Consider the following 25570-nt stretch of genomic DNA (forward strand, 5'->3'; position numbering starts at 1 on the left):
GCCCGCGACCTCCCTGGCGGCAAGGCCCGGAACCACTCTGGCCGCGCGCGCCACGCGGGACAACGCAATAAAAATGCCCGGTCCTGGCCGTCTTTAGACCAGGACCGGGCAAACGCTCGGGAAACGATCAGCTCGCCGGAGCCTCGTACTCACCGATCAGCTGCGCACGGCCCAACGTGTGGAACCTCAGGTTGAACCCGACGACCGCCGGCGAGACGTCCGAGCCGGGCCCGAGCTTCTCCTGGTCCACCGCGTACACGGTGAACACGTACCGGTGGCGCTCCCCGGCAGGCGGGGCGGCCCCGCCGAAGTCCTTCGTCCCGTAGTCGTTGCGCACGTGCACGGCCCCGGCCGGCAACCCCTCGAACTTCCCGCCGCCCGCCCCGGCCGGCAACTCCGTCACCGAGGCCGGGATGTCGAAGAGCACCCAGTGCCAGAACCCGCTGCCCGTCGGCGCGTCCGGGTCGAAGCACGTCACGGCGAAGCTCTTCGTCCCCTCCGGGAACCCCTCCCACCGCAGGTGCGGCGAGCGGTTCCCGGCCGACTGGACCTGGGCCTCCCCGAGATCCGCGCCGGGTGCCAGGTCGTCACTCACCACGGAGAAGGAATCGACCTCCGGGTGGAAGTCGTGCGGAAGAGGCGCCCTGCTCTGCTCGGCCACTGCTGAACCTCCTGATCGCTTAACCAGTACCGCCCCGAGCCTAAACAGCCCTCAGAACCAGTTGCGGTGCGAACCCACGGAGGCGATCCACTGGTTCAGATACGCCGCCCAGTCGGTCCCCTCGTACGACTGCAGACCCACCTGGAAGCAGCGGTAGGTGTCGCTGCCCTCGGAGAAGAGGCCCGGCTTCTTGTCCATCTCCAGGACGACGTCCATCTCACGGCCGTCCGAGACGAACGTCAGCTCCACCTGGTTCAGCCCCCGGTACTGCGACGGCGGAAGGAACTCGATCTCCTGGTAGAACGGCAGCGTCTGCCGCGTCCCGCGGATGTGCCCGCGCTCCATGTCCGCCGAGCGGAACGAGAAACCGAGCCGACGGAACGCGTCCAAGATCGCCTGCTGCGCCGGAACCGGGTGCACGTTGATCGGGTCCAGGTCACCCGCGTCCACCGCCCGGGCGATCTCCAGCTCCGTGCTCACCCCGATGTTCATGCCCCGCAGGTGCTGGCCCTCGAAATGGGTGATCGGCGTCTCCCACGGGATCTCCAGCCCGAACGGCACCACGTGCAGCGCACCCGGCTGGACCTGGAACGCACCGCCCAGCCGCTGCTTCGCGAAGACGATGTCCTGCTTGTGCTCCTGGTCGCCGCCCTCCACCTCCACCCGCGCCTGGAGCCCGACCGACAACCCCTCGATCTGCTGCTCGACGGAACCGCCCTGGATGCGGACCTCGCCCTGGACGATGCCGCCCGGAACGACGTTCGGTTCGGTGATGACGGTGTCCACCGAGGCACCACCGGCACCCAGCGCCGCGAACAGCTTCCTGAACCCCATGCTCTGACTCCCCTTTGAAGCTCTGTGACGTAAAGGCTGGTGACTACCCCTACAAACGCGGAACCCTAGGCCCCGGTTGCAAGCGCACGACCTCCAGTACGCTCGACTGGATGAGCGCGCGACCCGACCGTACGCCCCTGCCCCGGTCCTTCTTCGACCGCCCGGTCCTCACCGTGGCCCCCGACCTGCTCGGCCGCACCCTGGTCCGGCGGACCGCCGAGGGCCCCCTCGAACTACGCATCACGGAAGTGGAGGCGTACGAGGGCGAGGCCGACCCCGGCTCCCACGCCTACCGCGGCCGCACCCGGCGCAACGCGTCGATGTTCGGACCGCCCGGACACGCGTACGTCTACTTCATCTACGGCATGTGGTTCAGCCTCAACCTGGTGTGCGGGCCGCCCGACCACGCGAGCGGTGTCCTCATCCGTGCCGGCGAGATCACCCTGGGCGCCGAACTGGCCCGCAAACGTCGAGTTTCCGCCAGAAACGACCGAGAACTCGCCAAAGGTCCGGCCCGTCTGGCCACGGCACTCGACATCGACCGCTCCCTGGACGGCACCGACCTCTGTGACGGCCCCGACTCACCCTTGTCCCTGCTCATCGGCACACCCACCACCCCCGACCAGGTGAGCAGCGGCCCCCGCACGGGTGTGGGCGGAGCCGGAGCGGACCACCCGTACCGCTTCTGGATCACCCACGACCCGACGGTCAGCCCTTATCGCGCCCATGCGCCACGCCGCCGCTCAACTTGACTCGCCCCTGGCGGACGCCTAACGTAGCCCGAGCCGCTTGAACGGGGCACTGCCATCAGCAGACCCCGGGGCGGCCAACCCACCACCTACGACGCACCCCTGACGGGGTCGATTTCGGCATGCCCGAATTCGAATCCAACGGCCCGATTATGAGCCGCAAGGGATAAGCGCTAAAGTGGTGGAAAGCCGAAAGGCAAAGGCCTCCAACGGCCATCGGAATCAAATCAGAGTCGGAAACGACAACGAAATGATCTGGTAGAGTTGGAAACGAAGAACACAGGAAGCGCCCGGAGGAAAACCCGCGAGGGTGAGTACGAAGGAAGCGTCCGTTCCTTGAGAACTCAACAGCGTGCCAAAAATCAACGCCAGAAGTTGATACCCCGTCCACTCCGGTGGATGAGGTTCCTTTGAAAAAGTCCTGCCTTTCGGGGCAGGCAATGAACACAGCGAGGACGTTGTGGTCAGCCGGTCTTATTCCGACCTTGGCTGGCCCGCTCTAAGTGTGTGTTTCACCCGATTACGGGTAAACATTCATGGAGAGTTTGATCCTGGCTCAGGACGAACGCTGGCGGCGTGCTTAACACATGCAAGTCGAACGATGAAGCCCTTCGGGGTGGATTAGTGGCGAACGGGTGAGTAACACGTGGGCAATCTGCCCTTCACTCTGGGACAAGCCCTGGAAACGGGGTCTAATACCGGATAATACTCCTGCCTGCATGGGCGGGGGTTGAAAGCTCCGGCGGTGAAGGATGAGCCCGCGGCCTATCAGCTTGTTGGTGGGGTAATGGCCCACCAAGGCGACGACGGGTAGCCGGCCTGAGAGGGCGACCGGCCACACTGGGACTGAGACACGGCCCAGACTCCTACGGGAGGCAGCAGTGGGGAATATTGCACAATGGGCGAAAGCCTGATGCAGCGACGCCGCGTGAGGGATGACGGCCTTCGGGTTGTAAACCTCTTTCAGCAGGGAAGAAGCGAAAGTGACGGTACCTGCAGAAGAAGCGCCGGCTAACTACGTGCCAGCAGCCGCGGTAATACGTAGGGCGCAAGCGTTGTCCGGAATTATTGGGCGTAAAGAGCTCGTAGGCGGCTTGTCACGTCGGATGTGAAAGCCCGAGGCTTAACCTCGGGTCTGCATTCGATACGGGCTAGCTAGAGTGTGGTAGGGGAGATCGGAATTCCTGGTGTAGCGGTGAAATGCGCAGATATCAGGAGGAACACCGGTGGCGAAGGCGGATCTCTGGGCCATTACTGACGCTGAGGAGCGAAAGCGTGGGGAGCGAACAGGATTAGATACCCTGGTAGTCCACGCCGTAAACGTTGGGAACTAGGTGTTGGCGACATTCCACGTCGTCGGTGCCGCAGCTAACGCATTAAGTTCCCCGCCTGGGGAGTACGGCCGCAAGGCTAAAACTCAAAGGAATTGACGGGGGCCCGCACAAGCGGCGGAGCATGTGGCTTAATTCGACGCAACGCGAAGAACCTTACCAAGGCTTGACATATACCGGAAAGCATTAGAGATAGTGCCCCCCTTGTGGTCGGTATACAGGTGGTGCATGGCTGTCGTCAGCTCGTGTCGTGAGATGTTGGGTTAAGTCCCGCAACGAGCGCAACCCTTGTCCTGTGTTGCCAGCATGCCCTTCGGGGTGATGGGGACTCACAGGAGACCGCCGGGGTCAACTCGGAGGAAGGTGGGGACGACGTCAAGTCATCATGCCCCTTATGTCTTGGGCTGCACACGTGCTACAATGGCCGGTACAATGAGCTGCGATACCGTGAGGTGGAGCGAATCTCAAAAAGCCGGTCTCAGTTCGGATTGGGGTCTGCAACTCGACCCCATGAAGTCGGAGTCGCTAGTAATCGCAGATCAGCATTGCTGCGGTGAATACGTTCCCGGGCCTTGTACACACCGCCCGTCACGTCACGAAAGTCGGTAACACCCGAAGCCGGTGGCCCAACCCGTAAGGGAGGGAGCTGTCGAAGGTGGGACTGGCGATTGGGACGAAGTCGTAACAAGGTAGCCGTACCGGAAGGTGCGGCTGGATCACCTCCTTTCTAAGGAGCACAGTACCGATTGCAGGCAAATGTTCTGCACGGTCAGCTCATGGGTGGAACGTTGATTAGTTGGCACGGTCATGGAAGACCCTCACGAGTACTGCTTCGGCGTGGAAAGTGTGCGGATCTCAAATGATCGTGCTTGGCACGTTGTTGGGTGTCTGAGGGTACGGCCGTATGGCTGTCCTTCTGCGATGCCGGCCCCAGTGCACTCACTAGCTTGTCTGGTGGGGTGATGGGTGGCTGGTCGTTGCTTGAGAACTACACAGTGGACGCGAGCATCTGTGGCCAAGTTTTTAAGGGCGCACGGTGGATGCCTTGGCACCAGGAACCGATGAAGGACGTGAGAGGCCGCGATAGGCCCCGGGGAGCTGCCAACTGAGCTTTGATCCGGGGGTGTCCGAATGGGGAAACCCGGCAGTCGTCATGGGCTGTCACCCACTGCTGAACACATAGGCAGTGTGGAGGGAACGAGGGGAAGTGAAACATCTCAGTACCCTCAGGAAGAGAAAACAACCGTGATTCCGGGAGTAGTGGCGAGCGAAACCGGATGAGGCCAAACCGTATGCGTGTGATACCCGGCAGGGGTTGCGCATGCGGGGTTGTGGGAATGAGCTTGATCGGTCTGCCGGCCGGTCGGCGAGTCAGAAACCGTTGATGTAGTCGAAGGACATGCGAAAGGTCCGGCGTAGAGGGTAAGACCCCCGTAGACGAAACATCAGCGGCTTGCTTGCTCATCTCCCAAGTAGCACGGGGCCCGAGAAATCCCGTGTGAATCTGGCGGGACCACCCGCTAAGCCTAAATATTCCCTGGTGACCGATAGCGGATAGTACCGTGAGGGAATGGTGAAAAGTACCGCGGGAGCGGAGTGAAATAGTACCTGAAACCGTGTGCCTACAAGCCGTGGGAGCGTCGCCGTTGTTCTTCGGAACAACGGTCGTGACTGCGTGCCTTTTGAAGAATGAGCCTGCGAGTTAGCGGTGTGTAGCGAGGTTAACCCGTGTGGGGAAGCCGTAGCGAAAGCGAGTCCGAATAGGGCGATTGAGTTGCACGCTCTAGACCCGAAGCGGAGTGATCTAGCCATGGGCAGGTTGAAGCGGAGGTAAGACTTCGTGGAGGACCGAACCCACCAGGGTTGAAAACCTGGGGGATGACCTGTGGTTAGGGGTGAAAGGCCAATCAAACTCCGTGATAGCTGGTTCTCCCCGAAATGCATTTAGGTGCAGCGTCGTGTGTTTCTTGCCGGAGGTAGAGCACTGGATAGGCGATGGGCCCTACCGGGTTACTGACCTTAGCCAAACTCCGAATGCCGGTAAGTGAGAGCACGGCAGTGAGACTGTGGGGGATAAGCTCCATGGTCGAGAGGGAAACAGCCCAGAGCATCGACTAAGGCCCCTAAGCGTACGCTAAGTGGGAAAGGATGTGGAGTCGCAGAGACAACCAGGAGGTTGGCTTAGAAGCAGCCACCCTTGAAAGAGTGCGTAATAGCTCACTGGTCAAGTGATTCCGCGCCGACAATGTAGCGGGGCTCAAGCGTACCGCCGAAGTCGTGTCATTGCAGCAATAGGGCCAACGCCTGCTGTGATGGGTAGGGGAGCGTCGTGTGCCGGGTGAAGCAGCAGCGGAAGCTAGTTGTGGACGGTTCACGAGTGAGAATGCAGGCATGAGTAGCGATACACACGTGAGAAACGTGTGCGCCGATTGACTAAGGGTTCCTGGGTCAAGCTGATCTGCCCAGGGTAAGTCGGGACCTAAGGCGAGGCCGACAGGCGTAGTCGATGGACAACCGGTTGATATTCCGGTACCCGCTTTGAAACGCCCAATATCGAATCAGGCGATGCTAAGTCCGTGAAGCCGTTCCGGACCCTTCGGGGAAAGGAAAGTGGTGGAGCCGACGAACCAGACTTGTAGTAGGTAAGCGATGGGGTGACGCAGGAAGGTAGTCCAGCCCGGGCGGTGGTTGTCCCGGGGTAAGGGTGTAGGCCGAGGGGTAGGCAAATCCGTCCCTCATTAAGGCTGAGACCTGATGCCGAGCCGATTGTGGTGAAGTGGATGATCCTATGCTGTCGAGAAAAGCCTCTAGCGAGTTTCATGGCGGCCCGTACCCTAAACCGACTCAGGTGGTCAGGTAGAGAATACCGAGGCGTTCGGGTGAACTATGGTTAAGGAACTCGGCAAAATGCCCCCGTAACTTCGGGAGAAGGGGGCCATCACTGGTGAGGGAACTTGCTTCCTGAGCTGGGGGTGGCCGCAGAGACCAGCGAGAAGCGACTGTTTACTAAAAACACAGGTCCGTGCGAAGCCGTAAGGCGATGTATACGGACTGACGCCTGCCCGGTGCTGGAACGTTAAGGGGACCGGTTAGTGCGCTTTCGGGCGTGCGAAGCTGAGAACTTAAGCGCCAGTAAACGGCGGTGGTAACTATAACCATCCTAAGGTAGCGAAATTCCTTGTCGGGTAAGTTCCGACCTGCACGAATGGCGTAACGACTTCTCGACTGTCTCAACCATAGGCCCGGTGAAATTGCACTACGAGTAAAGATGCTCGTTTCGCGCAGCAGGACGGAAAGACCCCGGGACCTTTACTACAGTTTGATATTGGTGTTCGGTTCGGCTTGTGTAGGATAGGTGGGAGACTTTGAAGCCGTGACGCCAGTCATGGTGGAGTCGCCGTTGAAATACCACTCTGGTCGTGCTGGATGTCTAACCTCGGTCCGTGATCCGGATCAGGGACAGTGTCTGATGGGTAGTTTAACTGGGGCGGTTGCCTCCCAAAGAGTAACGGAGGCGCCCAAAGGTTCCCTCAGCCTGGTTGGCAATCAGGTGTTGAGTGTAAGTGCACAAGGGAGCTTGACTGTGAGACCGACGGGTCGAGCAGGGACGAAAGTCGGGACTAGTGATCCGGCGGTGGCTTGTGGAAGCGCCGTCGCTCAACGGATAAAAGGTACCCCGGGGATAACAGGCTGATCTTCCCCAAGAGTCCATATCGACGGGATGGTTTGGCACCTCGATGTCGGCTCGTCGCATCCTGGGGCTGGAGTCGGTCCCAAGGGTTGGGCTGTTCGCCCATTAAAGCGGTACGCGAGCTGGGTTTAGAACGTCGTGAGACAGTTCGGTCCCTATCCGCTGTGCGCGTAGGAATATTGAGAAGGGCTGTCCCTAGTACGAGAGGACCGGGACGGACGAACCTCTGGTGTGCCAGTTGTCCTGCCAAGGGCATGGCTGGTTGGCTACGTTCGGGAGGGATAACCGCTGAAAGCATCTAAGCGGGAAGCCTGCTTCAAGATGAGTATTCCCACCTCCTTGAGAGGGTAAGGCTCCCAGTAGACGACTGGGTTGATAGGCCAGATGTGGAAGCCCGGTAACGGGTGGAGCTGACTGGTACTAATAGGCCGAGGGCTTGTCCTCAGTTGCTCGCGTCCACTGTGTTAGTTCTGAAGCAACGAACAGTTGCTGGTTTCTTGAGCTGGAACACAACTACAAAGTGTGCTTGTTCGCTCGAAACCGATAGGGTTTCGGTGGTCATAGCGTTAGGGAAACGCCCGGTTACATTCCGAACCCGGAAGCTAAGCCTTTCAGCGCCGATGGTACTGCAGGGGGGACCCTGTGGGAGAGTAGGACACCGCCGAACAATCTTTCAAAGGACCCTTGGTCCAGCGTTCAACGCTGGACCAAGGGTCTTTTTGTTTTTCTACCTCTTTACGCCGAAGCGCGGCCATGGGTTGGTTGCGCGAGAATGACTAGCGGTACCCCGAAGACAGGAGTCACACCCATGTCCAACTCTCCCGACGATCGTCCGGAGCGCGAGCCTCGTCGCAACGACGGCGGTGACAGGGGCGGCTACCGCGGGGGCCGTGACGACCGTGGCGGTGACCGTGGTGGTTTCCGTCGCGATGACCGCGGTGGCCGTCCGACCGGTGGTGGCGGCGGCTTCCGCCGCGACGACCGTGGCGGGCGTCCCGCCGCCGGCGGTGACCGGCCCAGCGGTGGTGGCTACCCGCGCCGCGATGACCGTGGTGGGGACCGTCCCTCGTTCCGTCGCGATGACCGTGGTGAGCGTCCGAGCTACCCGCGTCGTGATGACCGTGGTGACCGTCCGACCGGTGGTGGTTTCCAGCGCCGTGACGACCGCGGTGGCGACCGTCCCAGCTACCCGCGTCGTGACGACCGGGGTGACCGTCCCACCGGTGGTGGCTTCCAGCGTCGTGATGACCGTGGTGACCGTCCGACCGGTGGTGGTTTCCAGCGCCGCGATGACCGCGGCGGGGACCGTCCCAGCTACCCGCGTCGCGACGACCGTGGTGACCGTCCCACCGGTGGTGGCTTCCAGCGTCGTGATGACCGTGGTGACCGTCCGACCGGTGGTGGTTTCCAGCGCCGCGATGACCGCGGCGGGGACCGTCCCAGCTACCCCCGTCGTGACGACCGTGGTGACCGTCCCACCGGTGGTGGCTTCCAGCGTCGTGACGACGACCGTGGTGGGTTCCGCGGTGGTCGTGACGACCGCGGCGGGGACCGCCCGAGCTACCCGCGCCGCGATGACCGCGGTGGGGACCGTCCCTCGTTCCGTCGTGACGACCGTGGTGAGCGTCCCAGCTACCCGCGCCGTGACGACCGTGGTGACCGTCCGACCGGTGGTGGCTTCCAGCGCCGCGATGACCGCGGCGACCGCCCCAGCTACCCCCGTCGTGACGACCGTGGTGACCGTCCCACCGGTGGTGGCTTCCAGCGTCGTGACGACGACCGTGGTGGGTTCCGCGGTGGTCGTGACGACCGCGGCGGGGACCGCCCGAGCTACCCGCGCCGCGATGACCGCGGCGGGGACCGCCCCAGCTACCCCCGTCGTGACGACCGCGGCGACCGTCCCAGCTACCCGCGTCGTGATGACCGTGGTGACCGTCCGACCGGTGGTGGCTTCCAGCGTCGTGACGACCGCGGCGGGGACCGTCCCAGCTACCCCCGTCGTGATGACCGTGGTGAGCGTCCGAGCTACCCGCGTCGCGACGACCGTGGTGACCGCCCCACCGGTGGTGGCTTCCAGCGCCGTGACGACCGCGGTGGCGACCGCCCCAGCTACCCCCGTCGTGACGACCGCGGCGACCGCGGCGGCGACCGTGGTGGGTTCCGTGGTGGCCGCGATGACCGCGGTGGTTACCGTGGCCGCGACGACCGCGGCGGTGACCGCGACTTCCGCGCCGACCGCGACCGTGACCCGGTCAAGCGGCTTCCGATCGACGAGGACATCACCGGTCACGAGATCGACGCCGATGTGCGTCAGGAGCTCCTGAGCCTGCCCAAGGGCCTGGCCGAGGAGGTCTCGCGCAACCTGGTCATGGTGGCCCGGCTGATCGACGAGGACCCCGAGCAGGCGTACGCGTATGCCCGCATCGCCCTGCGGCTCGCCTCCCGCGTCGCCGCCGTCCGTGAGGCCGCCGGCTTCGCCGCGTACGCCACGCAGAAGTACAGCGAGGCGCTCGCGGAGTTCCGCGCCGCCAAGCGGATGACCGGTTCCGTCGAGCTGTGGCCCGTCATGGCCGACTGCGAGCGCGGCCTCGGCCGCCCGGAGCGGGCCCTCGCCATGGCCGGCGAGCCCGAGGTGCAGAAGCTGGACAAGGCCGGTCAGGTCGAGATGCGTCTCGTCGCCGCTGGTGCCCGCCGCGACATGGGCGAGCTGGACGCCGCGATCGTGACCCTGCAGAGCCCGGAGCTGGCGTCGAACTCCGTGCAGCCGTGGACCGCGCGTCTGCGGTACGCCTACGCCGACGCCCTGCTGGCGGCCGGCCGTGAGGACGAGGCCCGCGAGTGGTTCGCCAAGACCGCCGAGGCCGACAAGGACCAGGCGACCGACGCCTCCGACCGGCTCGCCGAGCTGGACGGGGTGGAGTTCGTGGACGCGTCCCTGCCGGACGACGAGGATGACGTCGAGGGCCTCGAAGCCGCCGACGACCTCGACCTCGACGAGGACGCGGACGAGGACGACGCCGAGGTGGCGGCCGCCGAGCGTGCCGCCGACCAGGCCGAGTACTACGACGAGGACGACGAGGAGTACGAACCCCTCGACGAAGCCGACGCCGCCGGCGACGGGGAGCGGACCGAGGGCCGCGACAAGGCCTGACGGCTGAACTGAAAGGGCGGTACCCCCTTCCCGGGTGTACCGCCCTTTCGCATGTCCGCAGCCTGTCGCAGCCGCTGTCCGCAGTCTGTCGCAGCCGCTCTTCCGCGGTGGCGCGGCGCGGGTTCAGTCCAGGCTGCGCAGTACCAGGCCGGTCGCCGGCTTGGGGCCGAAGGACGTGGACTTGCGGGGCATCGTGACGCCCTGGCGGGCCAGGTCCCGGACCACGTCCTCACGCACGGGGTGCAGCAGCACCGCCGTGCCGCCGTGGCGTTCGGCCATCTCCACGGTGGCGGCGGCGTCGTGGATGTAGGAGATGTGCTCCGGCTCGTCGGGGATCCGCCACAGGGTGTCGAGGAGGGCCGCGTGCAGGACCGTCGCGTCCAGTCGGCGCCAGGCCTCGGGGCGGTCGTGGCGGACGGTGCGCTCGATGAGGTCCGGGTCCGGGTCGGTGACCAGGTGGAAGGTGCCGTCGCCGGCGAGCAGGAAGGCGTTGCCGCGTTCCGACGCGTCGGTGAGGGCTTCCAGCGCGAGCGGGAGCGGGCCTTCCACCCCACGGATCCGGAACGATCCGCCGAGCGCGTCCAGCGCCTGCGCCTTCGGCAGCCGGCGCAGCATCCGGTGGATGGCACGGACCTGGAGCGGGTAGCGCGCGGTGTCCACGAGCAGGACCAGGCCGAAGTCCCAGGCGGTGGGCGAAGGGTGCTCCTGCTGGAGGCGCAGGTACGTCGCCCAGCGGTGGTGTCCGTCGGCGATCAGGGCCTGGCGGTGGCCGAGGTCGGCGGTGACGGCGGCCAGGTCGGCCGGGTCGGTGATGGCCCACAGGCTGTGCCGGAACCCGTCCTCGGTGACGGTGGAGAGCAGCGGCTCCCGCCGGGCGGTCCGTTCGATGACGGCGGCCGCGCCCGTGGCCGGGTCGCCGCCGCGGTACGTGAGGAGGAGGGGTTCGAGGTTGGCGGAGGTCGCGCGCATCAGGCCGGCGCGGTCGGTGACCACGTGCGGCATGACGTCCTCGTGCGGCAGGACGATCCCGTCGTCGGCGCTGGTCAGGGCCAGGGCGCCGATGACACCGCGCTGGAGGACCCCGGGCTTTCGCTGCTCGTAGACGTAAAGGGCGGGCTCGGGGTCGGCGCTGAGGACGCCTTCGGCGAGCCAGTGGCGCATGGTGCGCGCGGCCTGTTCGTTGCGGGCGGTGGGGGTGTCGGCCTGGGGCAGGATCAGGCGGACGATGTTGTGCGGGTCGGCGGATTCGAGGTAGTCGACTCCGTCGGGTCGTACGACCACGTCGTAGGGCGGTGAGGTGACGGCGGCCAGGCTGCCGACGCGCTCGGGGTCATAGCGCAGTCCGTGGAAGGGGATCAGGCGCAGCCCTCGGTCCGCGATACCAGGTGTGGTCATTGGTGCATGGTAAGACGCGTCTCACGGTGCGGGATGATCGGGGGAGCGACTGAGCAGGGCAGAGCAGGGCACGTAGGGACAGAACCGATCGAAGACCGAGCGGACGAGGGAGCGGACACGATGACCCGGCAGAGCAGGACCAGTCCCGCGGGCAGTGAGCGGAGTCTGCACCAGGCGTACGACACGGCCCTGCTGGACCTGGACGGGGTGGTGTACGCGGGCGGGAGGGCCATCGCGCACGCGGTGGAGTCGCTGGGGACCGCCCGGGCGCAGGGCATGCACCTCGCGTACGTCACCAACAACGCGCTGAGGACCCCGGACGCGGTGGCGGAGCACCTGTGCGAGCTGGGCATTCCGACGGAGGCGGGGGAAGTGATCACCTCGGCGCAGGCGGTGGCCCGGCTGATCGCCGATCAGGTGGCGCCGGGGTCGAAGGTGCTGGTGATCGGTGGCGAAGGACTGCGGGTCGCGCTGCGGGAGCGCGGGCTGGTGCCGGTGGAGTCGGCCGACGAGGAGGACCTGGCGGCGGTCGTGCAGGGGTACGGGGGCCCGGACCTGGCGTGGGGCCGGTTCGCGGAGGCTTCGTACGCCATCAACCGGGGGGTGCCCTGGTACGCGTCGAACACGGACCTGACGATCCCGGGGGCGCGCGGGATCGCGCCGGGCAACGGGGCCGCCGTGGAGGTGGTGCGGATCGCCACGGGCGCGGAGCCGCAGGTGGCGGGCAAGCCGCTGCCGCCGATGCACCGGGAGACGGTGCTGCGGACGGGGGCGGAGCGGCCGCTGGTGGTGGGGGACCGCCTGGACACCGACATCGAGGGCGCGTTCAACGGGGAGGTGGACTCGCTGCTGGTGCTCACCGGGGTGACGGACGCGGCGCAGCTGCTGCGGGCCGAGCCCAAGCACCGGCCGACGTACGTGGACCGGGACCTGCGCGGGCTGTTGACCGGGCAGCCGGAGGTCGTGGCGGCCGGCGACGGGTTCCGCTGCGGTGCGTGGACGGCGGTCGCGCTGGACGACGTACTCACTCTGCGGGGCGAGGACGGTGACCCGCTGGACGGGCTCCGGGCGCTGTGCGCGGCGGCCTGGACGGCGGCGGGGGACGGTTCTTCGGCACTGGACGCGCAGAAGGCGCTGGCGCGGCTGGGGTGGTAGACCGTTCCCGGGCCTGACCGCCGGGTTCCCGCTCGTGCAGGATAGGCTAACCTAACTTGCGTGTTGGTCGAGAGTCCCCCCGAAGTGAGCGCCGCGCCCGTCGCCACCCGCGCCCGCCAAGGCGCCCGTGCCGCCGGTCTGTTGGCCGCGCTCGTGGTGCTGGCCGTGGTCGCGGTGGCGAGCATCGCCGTAGGCGCCAAGCAGATGCCCCTCGACCAGGTCTGGCACGGCCTGTTCCACTACGCGGGCACCCCGGGCGATGTGGTGGTGCGCGACCTGAGGGTCCCGCGGACCCTGCTCGGTGTGCTCGTGGGCCTCGGTCTCGGGCTGTCGGGCGCGGTGATGCAGGCGCTGACCCGCAACCCGCTCGCCGAACCCGGCATCCTCGGCGTCAACGCGGGCGCCGCGGCCGCCGTCGTCTCGGCGATCAGCTTCTTCGGCGCCTCCTCGCTCGGCGAGTTCGTGTGGTGGGCCTTCCTCGGAGCGGCCGTCGTCTCGGTCGTGGTGTACGTGCTCGGCGGCAGCCGCAGCGCGACGCCGGTGCGCCTCGCGCTCGCCGGTACGGCGGCCAGCGCCGCCCTGGTCGGCTACATCAACGCCGTGCAGCTGATGGACAGCAAGGCCCTGGACAAGCTCCGCTTCTGGACGGTCGGTTCACTGGCGTCGGCCACCATGGACACCGTCCGGCAAGTCGCCCCCTTCCTGCTGGTCGGGGCGGTGATGGCGCTTACGCTCGGCCGGCCGCTCAACGCCATGGCCATGGGCGACGACACCGCTCGGGCGCTCGGCGCGAACCTGACGCGGACCCGGATCGCCGCGATGGCCGCCATCACCCTGCTGTGCGGGGCGGCGACCGCCGCATGCGGGCCGATCACCTTCATCGGGCTGATGATCCCGCACCTGGTGCGGCTCATCACCGGCCCGGACATGCGCTGGGTCCTCGCCTACTCCGCGGTGCTGTCCCCCGCACTGCTGCTGGGCGCCGACGTCATCGGACGGGTCGTCACCCGCCCCGCCGAGCTGCAGGTCGGCATCGTCACCGCGCTCGTCGGCGGCCCGGTCTTCATCTACCTCGTCCGGCGCAAGAGGATGGCCCAGCTGTGATGCGGACGGGCGACCCGAAGCCGCGCGAGGCCGCGAAGAGCCGGTCGCGGGTGCTGCGCGGACCCGGCAGGTCGGCGCTGCGGCTGGAGCCGCGCGCCCTGGCCGCCGGACTGCTGCTGGCGGCCGTCGCGCTGGTCATGGCGATCGTGCTGATCGGCACCGGCGACTTCGAGATCGCGCCCTGGGACGTGGTGCGGACCCTGCTGGGGGAGGGCAGCCCCGCAGACGACTTCATCGTCAACGACCTGCGGCTGCCGCGGGTTCTCGTCGCGGTGCTCGTCGGGGCGGCGCTCGGGACGGCCGGCGCCGTCTTCCAGTCCGTGTCCCGCAACCCGCTGGGTTCCCCGGACCTGCTGGGCTTCAGCTACGGGTCGGCGGTCGGCGCGCTCGCCGTCATCACCCTCTTCCAGGGCGGCTCCGCCGCGGTGGCGGCGGGGGCGGTGGCCGGCGGCCTGCTGACGGGCGCGGCCGTGTACCTGGTCGCCTACAAGCAGGGCGTCCACGGCTACCGGCTCGTGCTCGTCGGCATCGGGGCCAGCGCCATGCTCCTCGCCCTCATCCAGTACCTGCTGACCAAGGCGAAGCTCGTCGACGCCACCCGGGCGATGGTGTGGCTGACCGGCTCGCTGGCCGGCCGGGACTGGTCGCAGGTGTGGCCGCTGCTGGCGACCTGCGCGGTGGTGTTCCCGCTCGTCCTCGGGCAGGGCAGGGCGCTGCGGATGATGGAGATGGGCGACGACGCCGCGTACGCCCTCGGCGTCAGGGTCGAACGGACCCGCATGCTGCTGATGGCGGCGGCGATCGTCTTGACCACGGCGGCCTCCGCCGCGGCCGGCCCGATCAGCTTCGTCGCGCTGGCGGCGCCCCAACTGGCCCGGCGCCTGACCCGCTCCAGCGGGCCGAACCTGCTCGCCGGAGCGCTGATGGGCTCCGTGCTGCTGCTGGTGTCGGACTGGGCCTCGCAGCGGGCCTTCGGGGCGGACCAGCTGCCGGTGGGTGTGGTGACCGGTCTGGTCGGCGGGGTGTACCTGCTCTGGCTGCTCGTCAGCGAACGCAGAGCAGGACGTATATGAGCGACTCGAGGAGTGGGCAAGTGCAGCAGCGGCTGACCGCGCGGAACGTGACGCTCGGCTACGACCAGCGGGTCATCGCCGAGGACCTCTCGGTGGAGATCCCCGACAACTCCTTCACGGTGATCGTCGGACCCAACGCCTGCGGCAAGTCCACGCTGCTGCGCGCCCTGTCGCGGATGCTGAAACCGTCGGCCGGGCAGGTCCTGCTGGACGGCCAGGCCATCGCCTCGATGCCGGCGAAGAAGGTGGCCAAGACGCTGGGGCTGCTCCCGCAGTCCTCGATCGCGCCCGACGGGATCACCGTCGCCGACCTCGTCTCGCGCGGCCGCTACCCGCACCAGGGGCTGCTGCGGCAGTGGTCGCAGCAGGACGAGCAGGTCGTCGCCGAGTCGATGGCCGCGACCGGTGTCGCGGAGCTGGCCGGCCGGGCGGTGGACGAGCTGTCGGGCGGGCAGCGGCAGCGCGTGTGGATCGCGATGGCACTGGCCCAGCAGACCCCCCTGCTGTTGCTGGACGAGCCGACCACCTACCTGGACATCCAGCACCAGCTGGACGTCCTGGACCTGTGCGCCGAACTGCACGAGAACCAGGGGCGGACCCTGGTCGCGGTGCTGCACGACCTCAATCACGCCGCCCGCTACGCCACGCACCTGATCGCGCTGCGCGGAGGGGTCGTCGTGGCCGAGGGACCGCCCGCCGAGGTGGTCACCGCCGCGCTGGTGGAGGAGGTGTTCGGGCTGCGCTGCCAGATCATCGAAGACCCGCAGACCGGTACGCCGCTGGTGATCCCGGCGGCCCGGAAGGCCCGGGCGCGACTGGCAGCCTGAACCCGGCTCCCGGACCCCGGACCCGGCTCCGGGCCCCTGAACCGTGCTCCGGGCCTGCCCCTGAACCCTGCTCCGGGACTCAGAGCAGGCGCTTGAGGCGGATCAGGTCGCGGAAACCGGCCTCCAGCCTGACCCGGCCCGAGGCCCAGGCCCGGGCGAACCGCAGCTCGCCCGCGACCAGCGCGACCAGGTCGTCGCCCGTCATCGCGAGCCGGATCTCCGCCTTGGTGGCGGGCGGCCCGGGAGTGAGGGCGTCGACCCGGATCCGGCCCCCGTCGAGGCGACCGGTGAAGGTCTGGTCCAGGTCGGTGATGTGGCAGCTGAGGGAGCGGTCGAGCGCGACCGCGCCGCGCACGTCGCCCTCGGCGCCGGCCAGGTTGTCTGAGAGTCGGTCGAGTGCCTCGCGGCACTCCTCGGTGGTAGCCATCGTGACCACGACGCTACCGCAGAGCCGTACGTGGTCGCGGCGCGCTTCGCGGTAGCGTCGGAGCATGACCGACCAAGCACCGGAAGCCGCCGCGGAGGCACCCGAGGCCCCCGCCGAGCCCGCCGGTCCCGCGCCGCTGGGCGTCGTACGCACCCCCACCGGCCACTCGGGGGTGGACGGTCTGCTGGAGCGGCTGGCGGCCGTCGACCACCTCACGGCCGACGGACACGCCGGGGTGTACGAGGATGTGCACAGGGGGTTGCGCGACGCGCTGACCGCGCTGGACGCACCGCCCGTCCCCGGACCGTACGAAAACAGGAGCTGAACCGAACGTGGCAGGAGTGGCACGCCGCCGCCTGGACGCCGAACTGGTACGCCGCAGCATGGCCCGCTCGCGGGAGCACGCGGCCCAGCTGATCGCCGCGGGCCGGGTGACCGTGGGCGGCACCACCGCCACCAAGGCGGCCACCCAGGTCGAGACCAGCGCGGCCCTCGTCGTCCTCAAGGACGACAGCGACCCCGACTACGTCTCGCGGGGCGGCCACAAACTGGCCGGCGCCCTCGCGGCCTTCCAGCCGCGGGGCCTGGTGGTCGAGGGCCGCCGGGCGCTGGACGCCGGCGCCTCGACCGGCGGTTTCACCGACGTGCTGCTGCGCGCCGGAGTCGCCCACGTCATGGCGGTGGACGTCGGCTACGGGCAGCTCGCCTGGTCCCTGCAGAGCGACGACCGGGTCACCGTCAAGGACCGCACCAACGTCCGCGAGCTGACCGTCGAGCTGCTCGACGGGGTTCCGGTGGACCTGGTCGTCGGGGACCTGTCCTTCATCTCCATCGGCCTGGTGCTGCCCGCGCTCGTACGCTGCTGCGCGCCCGGCGCGGACCTGGTGCTGATGGTCAAGCCGCAGTTCGAGGTCGGCAAGGACCGGCTCGGCAGCGGCGGAGTGGTGCGCAGCCCCGAGCTGCGCGCGGAGGCCGTACGGGACGTCGCGGCGCAGGCCTGGAAGCTGGGGCTGGGGGTGCTCGGGGTGACCGCGAGCCCGCTGCCCGGGCCGTCGGGCAACGTCGAGTACTTTCTGTGGCTGCGGGCGGGCGCACCGGCACTCGACCCGGGGGATGTCGATCGTGCAGTGGCGGAGGGGCCGCAGTGACCGATGCAGCGGGAACATCAGGAGCGGGAACGTCAGGAGCGGACGGGGCGGAGGTCGCGGGTTCGACGGCGGGACGGACCGTTTTCCTCGTCGCGCACACCGGGCGGCCGGCGGCCATCCGCAGCGCCGAACTCGTCGTGCGGGGCCTGCTGAGGTCGGGGCTGGGCGTACGGGTCCTCGCCGACGAGGCGGTGGACCTGCCGCTGGCGCCCGGGGTGGAGCTGGTCGCCGAGGCCACGCCCGAGGCACTGGAGGGGTGCGAGCTGCTCATCGTGCTGGGCGGTGACGGGACCCTGCTGCGCGGCGCGGAGTTCGCCCGCGGCTCGGGGGTGCCGATGCTGGGGGTGAACCTGGGCCGGGTGGGCTTCCTCGCCGAGGCGGAGCGGGACGACCTGGACAAGGTCGTGGACCGGGTGGTGACGCGCGCGTACGAGGTCGAGGAGCGGATGACCCTCGACGTGCTCGTGCGGACCAACGGTGACGTGGTCCACCGCGACTGGGCGCTGAACGAGGCCGCCGTCCAGAAGGTGTCCCCGGAGCGGATGCTGGAGGTGGTCCTGGAGATCGACGGGCGCCCGGTGTCCGGCTTCGGCTGCGACGGGATCGTCTGCGCGACGCCGACGGGCTCGACCGCGTACGCCTTCTCGGCGGGCGGGCCGGTGGTCTGGCCGGAGGTGGAGGCGCTGCTGATGGTGCCGATCAGTGCGCACGCGCTGTTCGCGAAGCCGCTGGTGACCTCGCCGGACTCGGTGCTGGCGGTGGAGGTGCAGACCGGGACCCCGCACGGGGTCCTGTGGTGTGACGGACGGCGCACGCTGGAGCTGCCGTCCGGGGCGCGGGTGGAGGTCCGGCGCGGGACGGTGCCGGTGCGGCTCGCCCGGCTGCACCACGCGTCCTTCACCGACCGGCTCGTGGCGAAGTTCGCCCTGCCCGTTTCGGGCTGGCGCGGTGCGCCGCATTAGTGCCGCTATTAGCACATCCGTTCGGGAACCTCTCGAAGGGTGACGTCGCATGGCACCGCTGAAACCTCGGTATCGTCGTCCCGTGCTTGAGGAGATGCGGATACGGTCGCTCGGGGTTATCGACGACGCGGTGGTCGAGCTGTCGCCCGGTTTCACCGCGGTGACCGGCGAGACCGGCGCGGGCAAGACGATGGTCGTCACCAGCCTCGGGCTGCTGCTCGGCGGTCGCGCCGACCCGGCCCTGGTGCGGATCGGCTCCAAGGCCGCCGTGGTCGAGGGCCGCGTCGTGCTGCCGCCCGGCGCCTCCGCGGCCCTGCGCGCCGAGGAGGCCGGCGCCGAGCTCGACGACGGCGCCCTGCTGATCAGCCGGACCATCTCCGCCGAAGGGCGGTCCCGCGCCCACGTCGGCGGCCGCTCCGTACCCGTCGGGCTGCTCGCCGAACTCGCCGACGACCTCGTCGCCGTCCACGGACAGACCGACCAGCAAGGACTGCTGCGCCCGGCCCGCCAGCGGCAGGCGCTCGACCGGTACGCGGGGAACGCGGTCGCCGTCCCCCTGGAGAAGTACACCGGCGCCTACCGGCGGCTGCGCGCCGTCGCCGCCGAGCTGGAGGAGATCACCACCCGGGCCCGGGAACGCGCCCAGGAGGCGGACCTGCTGCGGTTCGGGCTGGACGAGATCGCGGCCGTCGAACCGCTGCCCGGCGAGGACACGGAACTGGCGGCCGAGGCCGAGCGGCTGGGCCACGCCGAATCCCTCGCCTCCGCCGCGCAGGCCGCGCACGCCGCCCTCGCGGGCAACCCGGAGGACCCGGAGGGCATCGACGCCAACACGCTCGTCGCGGGCGCGCACCGGGCGCTGGAGTCCGTACGGGCCCACGACCCGGCGCTGGGCGCGCTCGCGGAGCGCATCGGGGAGCTGGGCATCCTGCTGGCCGACGTGGCCGGGGAACTCGCCGGGTACGCCGACGACCTCGACGCCGACCCGCTGCGGCTGGCCGCGGTGGAGGAACGCCGGGCGGCCCTCACCCAGCTCACCCGCAAGTACGGGGACTCCATCGACTCCGTCCTCCAGTGGGCCCAGCAGGGATCCGCGCGACTGCTGGAACTGGACGGCGACGACGAGCGGATCGCGGAACTGACCGCCGAGCGGGACGGGCTGCGGTCCGAACTCTCGCAGCTGGCACAGGCGCTGACGGACGCCCGGGTGGAGGCGGCCTCGCGGTTCGCCTCCGACGTCACGGCCGAGCTGGCCTCGCTGGCGATGCCGCACGCCCGCGTCACCTTCGACATCCGCCAGACCGAGGACCCCGAGGGGGTGGAGGTCCACGGCAGGCCCGTCGCGTACGGTCCCGCGGGCGCGGACGAGGTGGAGCTGCTGCTGGCCCCGCACCCCGGCGCGCAGCCCAGGCCGATCGCCAAGGGTGCCTCGGGCGGTGAGCTGTCGCGGGTCATGCTGGCGGTGGAGGTCGTCTTCGCCGGGTCCGACCCGGTGCCGACGTACCTCTTCGACGAGGTCGACGCGGGCGTCGGCGGCAAGGCGGCCGTGGAGGTGGGGCGCCGGCTCGCGAAGCTGGCCCGCTCGGCGCAGGTCGTCGTCGTCACCCACCTGCCGCAGGTCGCGGCCTTCGCGGACCGGCAGCTGCTGGTGGAGAAGACGGTCGACGGATCGGTGACGCGCAGCGGGGTCACGGTGCTGGAGGGCGAGGACCGGGTCCGCGAACTGTCGCGGATGCTGGCCGGCCAGGAGGACTCCGAGACGGCGCGCGCGCACGCCGAGGAACTGCTGGCGGCGGCCCGCGCGGACGGCTGACGCCCGGCGCCGTAGCCCGTGTGGGTGAGGCCGGAGGGAGTTCGGCGCCATCTCCCGCGGGATACGCGCCCGTATGGGCCCGGAACGCGCGTGCGGACTGGCATCCTGGGCGACGTCTCTGACTCCCACACCCTGGAGCTTCGGCCCGTGAGCAGCTCCCCGGTCCCGCCGCCCGTGCCCGCGCAGCCGTACGGGCGCGAACCGCTGCGCACCGTCCAGGTCCTCGGCGGCGCCGGAGCGGGGAGCTGTGCGCACGTGCGCTCCCTCGCGACCGGGCTCGCCGCGCGGGGCGTACGGGTCACGGTGTGCGCCCCCGTCGAGGCGGAGGGCGCGTACGACTTCACCGGCGCCGGGGCCGAGTTCACCCCCGACGCGGCAGCCGCCCTGCGGGCCGCCTGCGCGGGGGCCGACCTGGTGCACGCCCACGGGGTACGGGCCGGGATGCGGGCCGCGCTGGCGCTGCGCGGGGACCGGCGCGGGCGGCGGGCGCCGCTGGTGGTGACCTGGCACGGCGGAGCCCCGGAAACGGCGGGCGCGCTCGGGCAGATGAGCCGGCTGCTGGAACGGCACGTGGCGCGGGCGGCGTCGGTGGTGCTGGGGGCCTCTTCCGACCAGGTCGACCTGGCACGGCTGCGCGGGGCGCGGGACGCCCGGCTGGCGGCGGTGGCCTTACCGGTGGCGGCGGGGCCGGAGCCGGCGGTGGAGCCGGAAAAGGTGCGGGCGGAACTGGGCGCGGTGGAACGGCCGTTGCTGATCACGGTGGGCAGTCTGGTGGCGCGGCGGGGGTACGGGCTGCTGCTGGAGGCGGCGCGGGAGTGGCGGGCGCTGGACCCCGTACCGCTGCTGGTGATCGCGGGGGAGGGGCCGCTACGGGCGGAGCTGACCCGGCGCATCGAGGCGGAGGGCCTGCCGGTACGGCTGCTGGGGCGGCGCCGGGACGCGTACCGGCTGTTGGCGGCGGCGGACGTGGCGGTGCTGCCGAGCCGCTGGGAGGGCCGGTCGCTGCTGGCGCAGGAGGCCCTGCGGGCCGGGGTGGCGCTGGTGGCCACGCGGGTGGGGGGCGTGCCGGAACTGGTGGGGGAGGCGGCGGTGCTGGTGCCGTACGGGGACGCGGGGGCGATGGCGGCCGCGGTGACTGCCCTGCTCGCGGACCCGGCCCGGCGGGCGGCGCTCGCCGCGGCGGGGCGCGCGCAGGCGGCGACGTGGCCGTCGGAGGACGACACGGTGGCGCAGGTCCTGTCGGTCTACGACGAACTGACGGCCCCCCGCCGCCTCTGAGCAACCGCCGCGCCCCGGGCTGCGCCCACCCTTACCCGAGCCGTCCCGGCCCCGGGCTCCTACCCGAGCCGTCCCGGCCCCCGGGAGCGGTGCCCGCCTCGCCGGCGGCTCGACGGCCCCCTGCGGGGCTGTTCCCCTACCCGCCCTTCCCCCGTTCCCCGGGCTCCGCCCGGACCCGCGCCTCAATCGCCGGGGCTGGAGGCACCCCGGGCTCCGCCCGGACCCGCGCCTCAATCGCCGGCGGGGCTGGAACAACCCTGGGCCTGCGCCGATCGTCGGCGGGGCGCTTTGGGGTGAGCCCCCGGGGGCTGGGGGGTCCGGGCCGGGGAAACTCAGCCCCGCCGGCGATTGAGGCGCGGGGTCTGGGGCGGAGCCCCAGGACGACGGCCCGTTCGTGTCCGTCGGCCGCACCCCGCCCCGGCTCCGCCGGACGGAGTCCGGCGCAGCGGCGCGAAGCCGACAAGGCCCGCCGGGGCCGGGCCGTGCGAGCGGCGCGTCGAGAAGGGCGTGGCCCGCCGGGGCCGAGCCGTGCGAGCGGTGCGTCGAGAAGGGCGTGCCCCGCCGGGGCCGGGCCGTGCGGGCGGCGCGTCAAGAAGGGGTAGGGCTCGGGACGTGGCGGCGGGCGCGCAGGGCGAGGCTGAGGGAGAGGACCGTTTCGGGGTCGTCCAGGTCCGTGCCCAGGAGCTCCGAGATGCGGGCCAGGCGGTTGTACAGCGTCTGGCGGTTCAGGTGGAGCTCACGGGCCGTCTCCGCCTTGCGGCCCGCGTGGGCCAGGTACGTCTCCAGCGTGGGCAGCAGAGGCGGACGGGACGCGGCGTCGTGTACGCGCAGCGCCCCGATCGCGCGGTCCACGAACGCCGCCAGGTCGGGGTGCTCACGCAGCCGCCACAGCAGCAGGTCGATGTCCAGGCGGCGCGCGTCGTACCAGGGCCGGGCCGGCAGACCATGGGCCGCCGTCGCCGTCTCCGCCGCGTGGCGCAGGCCCGCCGAGGCCGCCGCCCAGCTGCCGGAGACGCCGACGACCACCGCCGGCGGCGCCCCCGCCCGGTCCAGGCCCGCACGTTCCACCCCCGCCCGCAGCGCGGCCGCCACCCGGTCCGCCACCGTCGTGCGCTCCGATTCCGAGCGGAGGGAGACCAGGAGGGGGACCCTCCCCTCCACCGGGCGGACCCCCAGGAGGACCGGGACGCCCACCGCGCTCAGTTCCTCCAGCACCGCCCGGGCCAGCACCGCCCAGTTCCCCGACGGGCCCAGGTCGGAGGACAGCCGCATGACCACCGGCAGGAGCGGCCCCGCCCCGGGCTTGAAGCCGAGGACGCGCGCCTGCGCCGGGGCGTCCTCCGCCGAGATGCGCCCCTCGGCCAGGTCCGTGAGGAAGTCGCCCCGGCCGCGCGCGGCCAGCTCGTCCTCCTGGCGGGCCTGCATCAGCACCACCGCCAGCACGCCCGCCGTCCGCTCCGCCGCCATCCGGTGCACCGGCAGCAGCGGCGACGAGACGCCCAGCAGGACGACCCGCGCGCGGACCGAGCCCGTGCCGTGGCCGCCGCCCGGGACATCGATGACCACGGTGTTGGCGGACGGCTCGGCCTCCCGCTGGCCCCGCAGGCCCTCCCACACCTGGAGCGGGTCCGCCGCGGCGTCGCCGCCCGCGGGACCGGCCGCGTACAGCAGCTGCCCGTCGGGGGTCTCCAGGAAGACCGGGTTCGCCGCGAAGTCGGCCACGATGCGCAGCACCTGCGGGATCCCGCCACCGCCCAGCAGCGCCTCCGTGCACCGCCGGTGGACTTCCTCGGCGCGCTGGAGCAGCGCGTAGTGACCGTTGACGATCTCGGTGTGGACCTCCTCCGTGACCGTGACGAAGGGGACTTCACGGTGCAGCTGGACGAGCGGCAGCCCGGCGGCGCGGGCGGTCTCGACGATGGTCGCGGGCAGCCGGGTGAAGCGGGGCCCGAGCTCGACGACGAGCGCGGCGATCCCCCGGTCGGCGAGCCGCCGTACGAAGGCCCGCTGTTCGGCGGGGCGGGTGCCCAGACCCAGCCCGGTGGTCAGCAGCAGTTCCCCGCCCTTGAGCAGCGACGCGATGTTGGGCACCTCGCCCGCGTGCACCCAGCGCACCGTGCGGCCCAGGCGGTCGGCGCAGGCCACCACCTCCGGCAGCCCGCTGCGCAGTCCCGGCAGTTCCAGCGCCCGCTGAACCGTGATGCCGCCCTGATTGTCCATATCGCGGGACGGTACCGCCCGTCGTGTTCCCCACACGTCACCGGACGGTCGCGAAGCCCGAACTGTCCTCTTCCGGCCCGACAACTCGTATGACACGCAAGGAGATTATCGGACTGCCTGCCGATTGTGGTGTGCGTCACCCGCCGACAGAGTGGCGCCCCATCCGACAGGAACGAGGACGGCATGAGCACAGACGTCACCGGCACCCCGCCCACGGCGACCGGAGCACCCCAGGTCCAGCGACTCAAGGCCAATTCCGTCGGCCTGGTCGGGGTGGTCTTCATGGCGGTCGCCACCGCCGCGCCGATCACCGCGATGACCGGCAACCTCCCCATCGCGGTCGGTTTCGGCAACGGCGTCGGAGCCCCCGCCGGCTACCTCTTCGCGACCGCCGTGCTCACCGTCTTCGCCGTCGGCTACGTCGCCATGGCCAAGCGGATCACCGCCGCCGGCGCGTTCTACGGGTACATCTCGCACGGTCTCGGCCGGATCGCCGGCATGGCCTCCGGCATGCTCGCCGTCCTCGCCTACATCGTCTTCGAGGCCTCGATCGTCGGCGTGTTCTCCTACTTCGCCAAGACCACCGTCCACGACCAGCTCGGCGTCGACCTGCCCTGGGTCCTCTACGCCGCCGCGATGCTCGCCGTCACCGCCGTCCTCGCCCACTTCGACATCAACCTGACCGCCAAGGCCCTCGGGGTGATGCTCGTCGCCGAGATCGCCGTGCTCTTCGCCGTCGCCACCGCCGTCCTGATCGCGGGCGGCGGCCCCGACGGCATCCCCGTCGAGCCGGTCAACCCGAAGAACGCCTTCACCGGCGCCTCCGCGGGGCTCGGCCTCTTCTTCGCCTTCTGGTCCTGGGTGGGCTTCGAGTCCACCGCGATGTACGGGGAGGAGTCCCGCGACCCCAAGCGGGTGATCCCCAAGGCGACCCTGATCTCCGTCGTCGGCGTAGGCCTCTTCTACATCTACGTCTCCTGGATGACCATCGCCGGCAACGGCCTGGCCGAGTCGGTGGAACTCTCGGCCTCCGCGAACCCGCTCGACCTGTTCTTCGCGCCCACCGAGACCTTCATCGGCGGCTGGGCCGTGAACGCCTTCCAATGGCTGCTGCTCACCGGCTCCTTCGCCTGCGGCATGGCCTTCCACCAGTGCGCCGCCCGCTACCTGTACGCCATCGGCCGCGAGGGCTTCCTGCACCCCGCGCTCGGCCGCACCCACGTCAAGCACGGCTCGCCCTACGTCTCCTCGGTGGTGCAGACCGCCATCGCCACCGCCCTGGTCGCGCTGTTCTGGCTCACCGGCCAGGACCCGTACATCCACCTCTACACGCTGCTCGCGATCCTCGGCACGATGGCGATCCTCATCGTCCAGACCCTGTGCTCCTTCGCGGTGATCGGCTACTTCCGCAAGAACCACCCCGAGGACCGGCACTGGTTCAAGACGTTCACGGCCCCGCTGATCGGGGGGATCGCCATGGCCGCCGTGGTCGTCCTGCTGGTGGTCAACATGGAGACCGCAGCCGGTCTCGCCGCCGACTCCTTCTTCTTCACCCTCATCCCGTGGATCGTCGGCGTCGTCTTCTTCGGCGGCCTGGGCCTGGGCCTGTGGCTCAAGCTCAAGGCCCCCGAGCGCTACGAGATCATCGGCCGCGTCGTGCTGGAGGACGCCGCCGAACGCGCCGAGGAGCCCGTGCCGTCCGCCGCGTCCACCCTCCGCTGACCGACAGAGCCGCCCACCGACAAGGAGCC

The 25570-nt window shown here is 69.6% G+C and carries 17 protein-coding genes, 3 rRNA genes and 1 pseudogene; 16 read left to right on the forward strand and 5 right to left on the reverse strand.

The window, feature by feature from the left end; all coding sequences use genetic code 11:
* Positions 1-127: 127 nt before the first annotated feature.
* Positions 128-661 (reverse strand): YbhB/YbcL family Raf kinase inhibitor-like protein, encoded by a 534-nt coding sequence (locus OG861_RS24150; protein ID WP_329194106.1) that lies wholly within the window; start codon positions 659-661, stop codon positions 128-130.
* Positions 662-712: 51 nt separating this feature from the next.
* Positions 713-1495 (reverse strand): sporulation protein, encoded by a 783-nt coding sequence (locus OG861_RS24155; protein ID WP_329194104.1) that lies wholly within the window; start codon positions 1493-1495, stop codon positions 713-715.
* A gap of 110 nt (positions 1496-1605) precedes the next feature.
* On the opposite strand from OG861_RS24155, the gene OG861_RS24160 reads away from it, so the two are divergent.
* The 6 genes and pseudogenes from OG861_RS24160 (at position 1606) to OG861_RS24185 (ending at position 10417) form a co-directional block, all read left to right on the forward strand.
* Positions 1606-2247, forward strand: coding sequence for a DNA-3-methyladenine glycosylase (locus OG861_RS24160; RefSeq protein WP_329194102.1), 642 nt, complete (start codon positions 1606-1608; stop codon positions 2245-2247).
* 530 nt (positions 2248-2777) lie between these two features.
* A 16S ribosomal RNA gene (locus OG861_RS24165) occupies positions 2778-4302 on the forward strand.
* 286 nt (positions 4303-4588) lie between these two features.
* A 23S ribosomal RNA gene (locus OG861_RS24170) occupies positions 4589-7710 on the forward strand.
* A gap of 106 nt (positions 7711-7816) precedes the next feature.
* Positions 7817-7933 (forward strand): 5S ribosomal RNA (gene rrf, locus OG861_RS24175).
* Together the 16S, 23S and 5S rRNA genes form the textbook arrangement of a ribosomal RNA operon.
* A gap of 168 nt (positions 7934-8101) precedes the next feature.
* Positions 8102-8785: pseudogene (locus tag OG861_RS34305) on the forward strand (hypothetical protein); the annotation flags it as partial.
* A 786-nt stretch (positions 8786-9571) separates the two neighbouring features.
* Positions 9572-10417, forward strand: coding sequence for a hypothetical protein (locus OG861_RS24185; RefSeq protein WP_329202089.1), 846 nt, complete (start codon positions 9572-9574; stop codon positions 10415-10417).
* Between the two features lie 123 nt (positions 10418-10540).
* Here the strand turns inward: OG861_RS24185 and OG861_RS24190 are convergent, their stop codons facing one another.
* A complete protein-coding gene (locus OG861_RS24190) occupies positions 10541-11812 on the reverse strand; it encodes a DUF1015 domain-containing protein (protein ID WP_329194099.1) in 1272 nt (423 codons plus the stop codon).
* A gap of 120 nt (positions 11813-11932) precedes the next feature.
* Here OG861_RS24190 and OG861_RS24195 point away from each other — a divergent pair, with 120 nt between their 5' ends.
* Genes OG861_RS24195 through OG861_RS24210 form a run of 4 tightly spaced genes read left to right on the forward strand, consistent with a single transcriptional unit; the run spans position 11933 to position 15971 of the window.
* Entirely contained in the window at positions 11933-12967 is a 1035-nt protein-coding gene (locus tag OG861_RS24195; protein ID WP_329194097.1) for an HAD-IIA family hydrolase, read from the forward strand.
* 60 nt (positions 12968-13027) lie between these two features.
* On the forward strand, positions 13028-14071 hold the full coding sequence (locus OG861_RS24200; RefSeq protein ID WP_443056469.1) for a FecCD family ABC transporter permease: 1044 nt from the start codon (positions 13028-13030) through the stop codon (positions 14069-14071).
* Positions 14071-15144 carry a FecCD family ABC transporter permease gene (locus OG861_RS24205; RefSeq protein WP_329194095.1) on the forward strand — a complete coding sequence of 358 codons (1074 nt, stop codon included), beginning with the start codon at positions 14071-14073 and terminating at the stop codon, positions 15142-15144. The genes OG861_RS24200 and OG861_RS24205 overlap by 1 nt, the downstream gene beginning before the upstream one ends.
* On the forward strand, positions 15141-15971 hold the full coding sequence (locus OG861_RS24210) for an ABC transporter ATP-binding protein (RefSeq protein WP_329194093.1): 831 nt from the start codon (positions 15141-15143) through the stop codon (positions 15969-15971). Before OG861_RS24205 ends, OG861_RS24210 begins: the two co-directional genes overlap by 4 nt.
* 79 nt (positions 15972-16050) lie before the next feature.
* On the opposite strand, the gene OG861_RS24215 is transcribed toward OG861_RS24210, so the two are convergent.
* Entirely contained in the window at positions 16051-16398 is a 348-nt protein-coding gene (locus tag OG861_RS24215) for an SCP2 sterol-binding domain-containing protein (RefSeq protein ID WP_329202084.1), read from the reverse strand.
* A 64-nt stretch (positions 16399-16462) separates the two neighbouring features.
* Here OG861_RS24215 and OG861_RS24220 point away from each other — a divergent pair, with 64 nt between their 5' ends.
* From OG861_RS24220 to OG861_RS24240, 5 genes are all read left to right on the forward strand, one after another.
* The gene (locus OG861_RS24220; RefSeq protein ID WP_329194091.1) at positions 16463-16723 is read left to right on the forward strand and encodes a hypothetical protein; all 261 of its coding nucleotides are present in this window, start codon (positions 16463-16465) and stop codon (positions 16721-16723) included.
* A gap of 7 nt (positions 16724-16730) precedes the next feature.
* Positions 16731-17546: a TlyA family RNA methyltransferase gene (locus OG861_RS24225; protein ID WP_329194090.1), complete on the forward strand. Its 816-nt coding sequence runs from the start codon at positions 16731-16733 to the stop codon at positions 17544-17546.
* A complete protein-coding gene (locus tag OG861_RS24230) occupies positions 17543-18508 on the forward strand; it encodes an NAD kinase (protein WP_329194089.1) in 966 nt (321 codons plus the stop codon). The genes OG861_RS24225 and OG861_RS24230 overlap by 4 nt, the downstream gene beginning before the upstream one ends.
* 94 nt (positions 18509-18602) lie before the next feature.
* Positions 18603-20321 (forward strand): DNA repair protein RecN, encoded by a 1719-nt coding sequence (recN, locus tag OG861_RS24235; protein ID WP_329202082.1) that lies wholly within the window; start codon positions 18603-18605, stop codon positions 20319-20321.
* Between the two features lie 147 nt (positions 20322-20468).
* A complete protein-coding gene (locus tag OG861_RS24240; RefSeq protein ID WP_329194088.1) occupies positions 20469-21599 on the forward strand; it encodes a glycosyltransferase family 4 protein in 1131 nt (376 codons plus the stop codon).
* Positions 21600-22187: 588 nt separating this feature from the next.
* On the opposite strand, the gene OG861_RS24245 is transcribed toward OG861_RS24240, so the two are convergent.
* Complete coding sequence (locus OG861_RS24245) at positions 22188-23819, reverse strand: PucR family transcriptional regulator (protein WP_329194086.1); 1632 nt, start codon at positions 23817-23819, stop codon at positions 22188-22190.
* A 183-nt stretch (positions 23820-24002) separates the two neighbouring features.
* Between OG861_RS24245 and OG861_RS24250 the strand changes: the two genes are divergently transcribed.
* Complete coding sequence (locus OG861_RS24250; protein WP_329194084.1) at positions 24003-25541, forward strand: APC family permease; 1539 nt, start codon at positions 24003-24005, stop codon at positions 25539-25541.
* The last annotated feature ends 29 nt before the right edge of the window (positions 25542-25570 follow it).

This window comes from Streptomyces sp. NBC_00539, from assembly GCF_036346105.1.
Classification (GTDB): domain Bacteria; phylum Actinomycetota; class Actinomycetes; order Streptomycetales; family Streptomycetaceae; genus Streptomyces.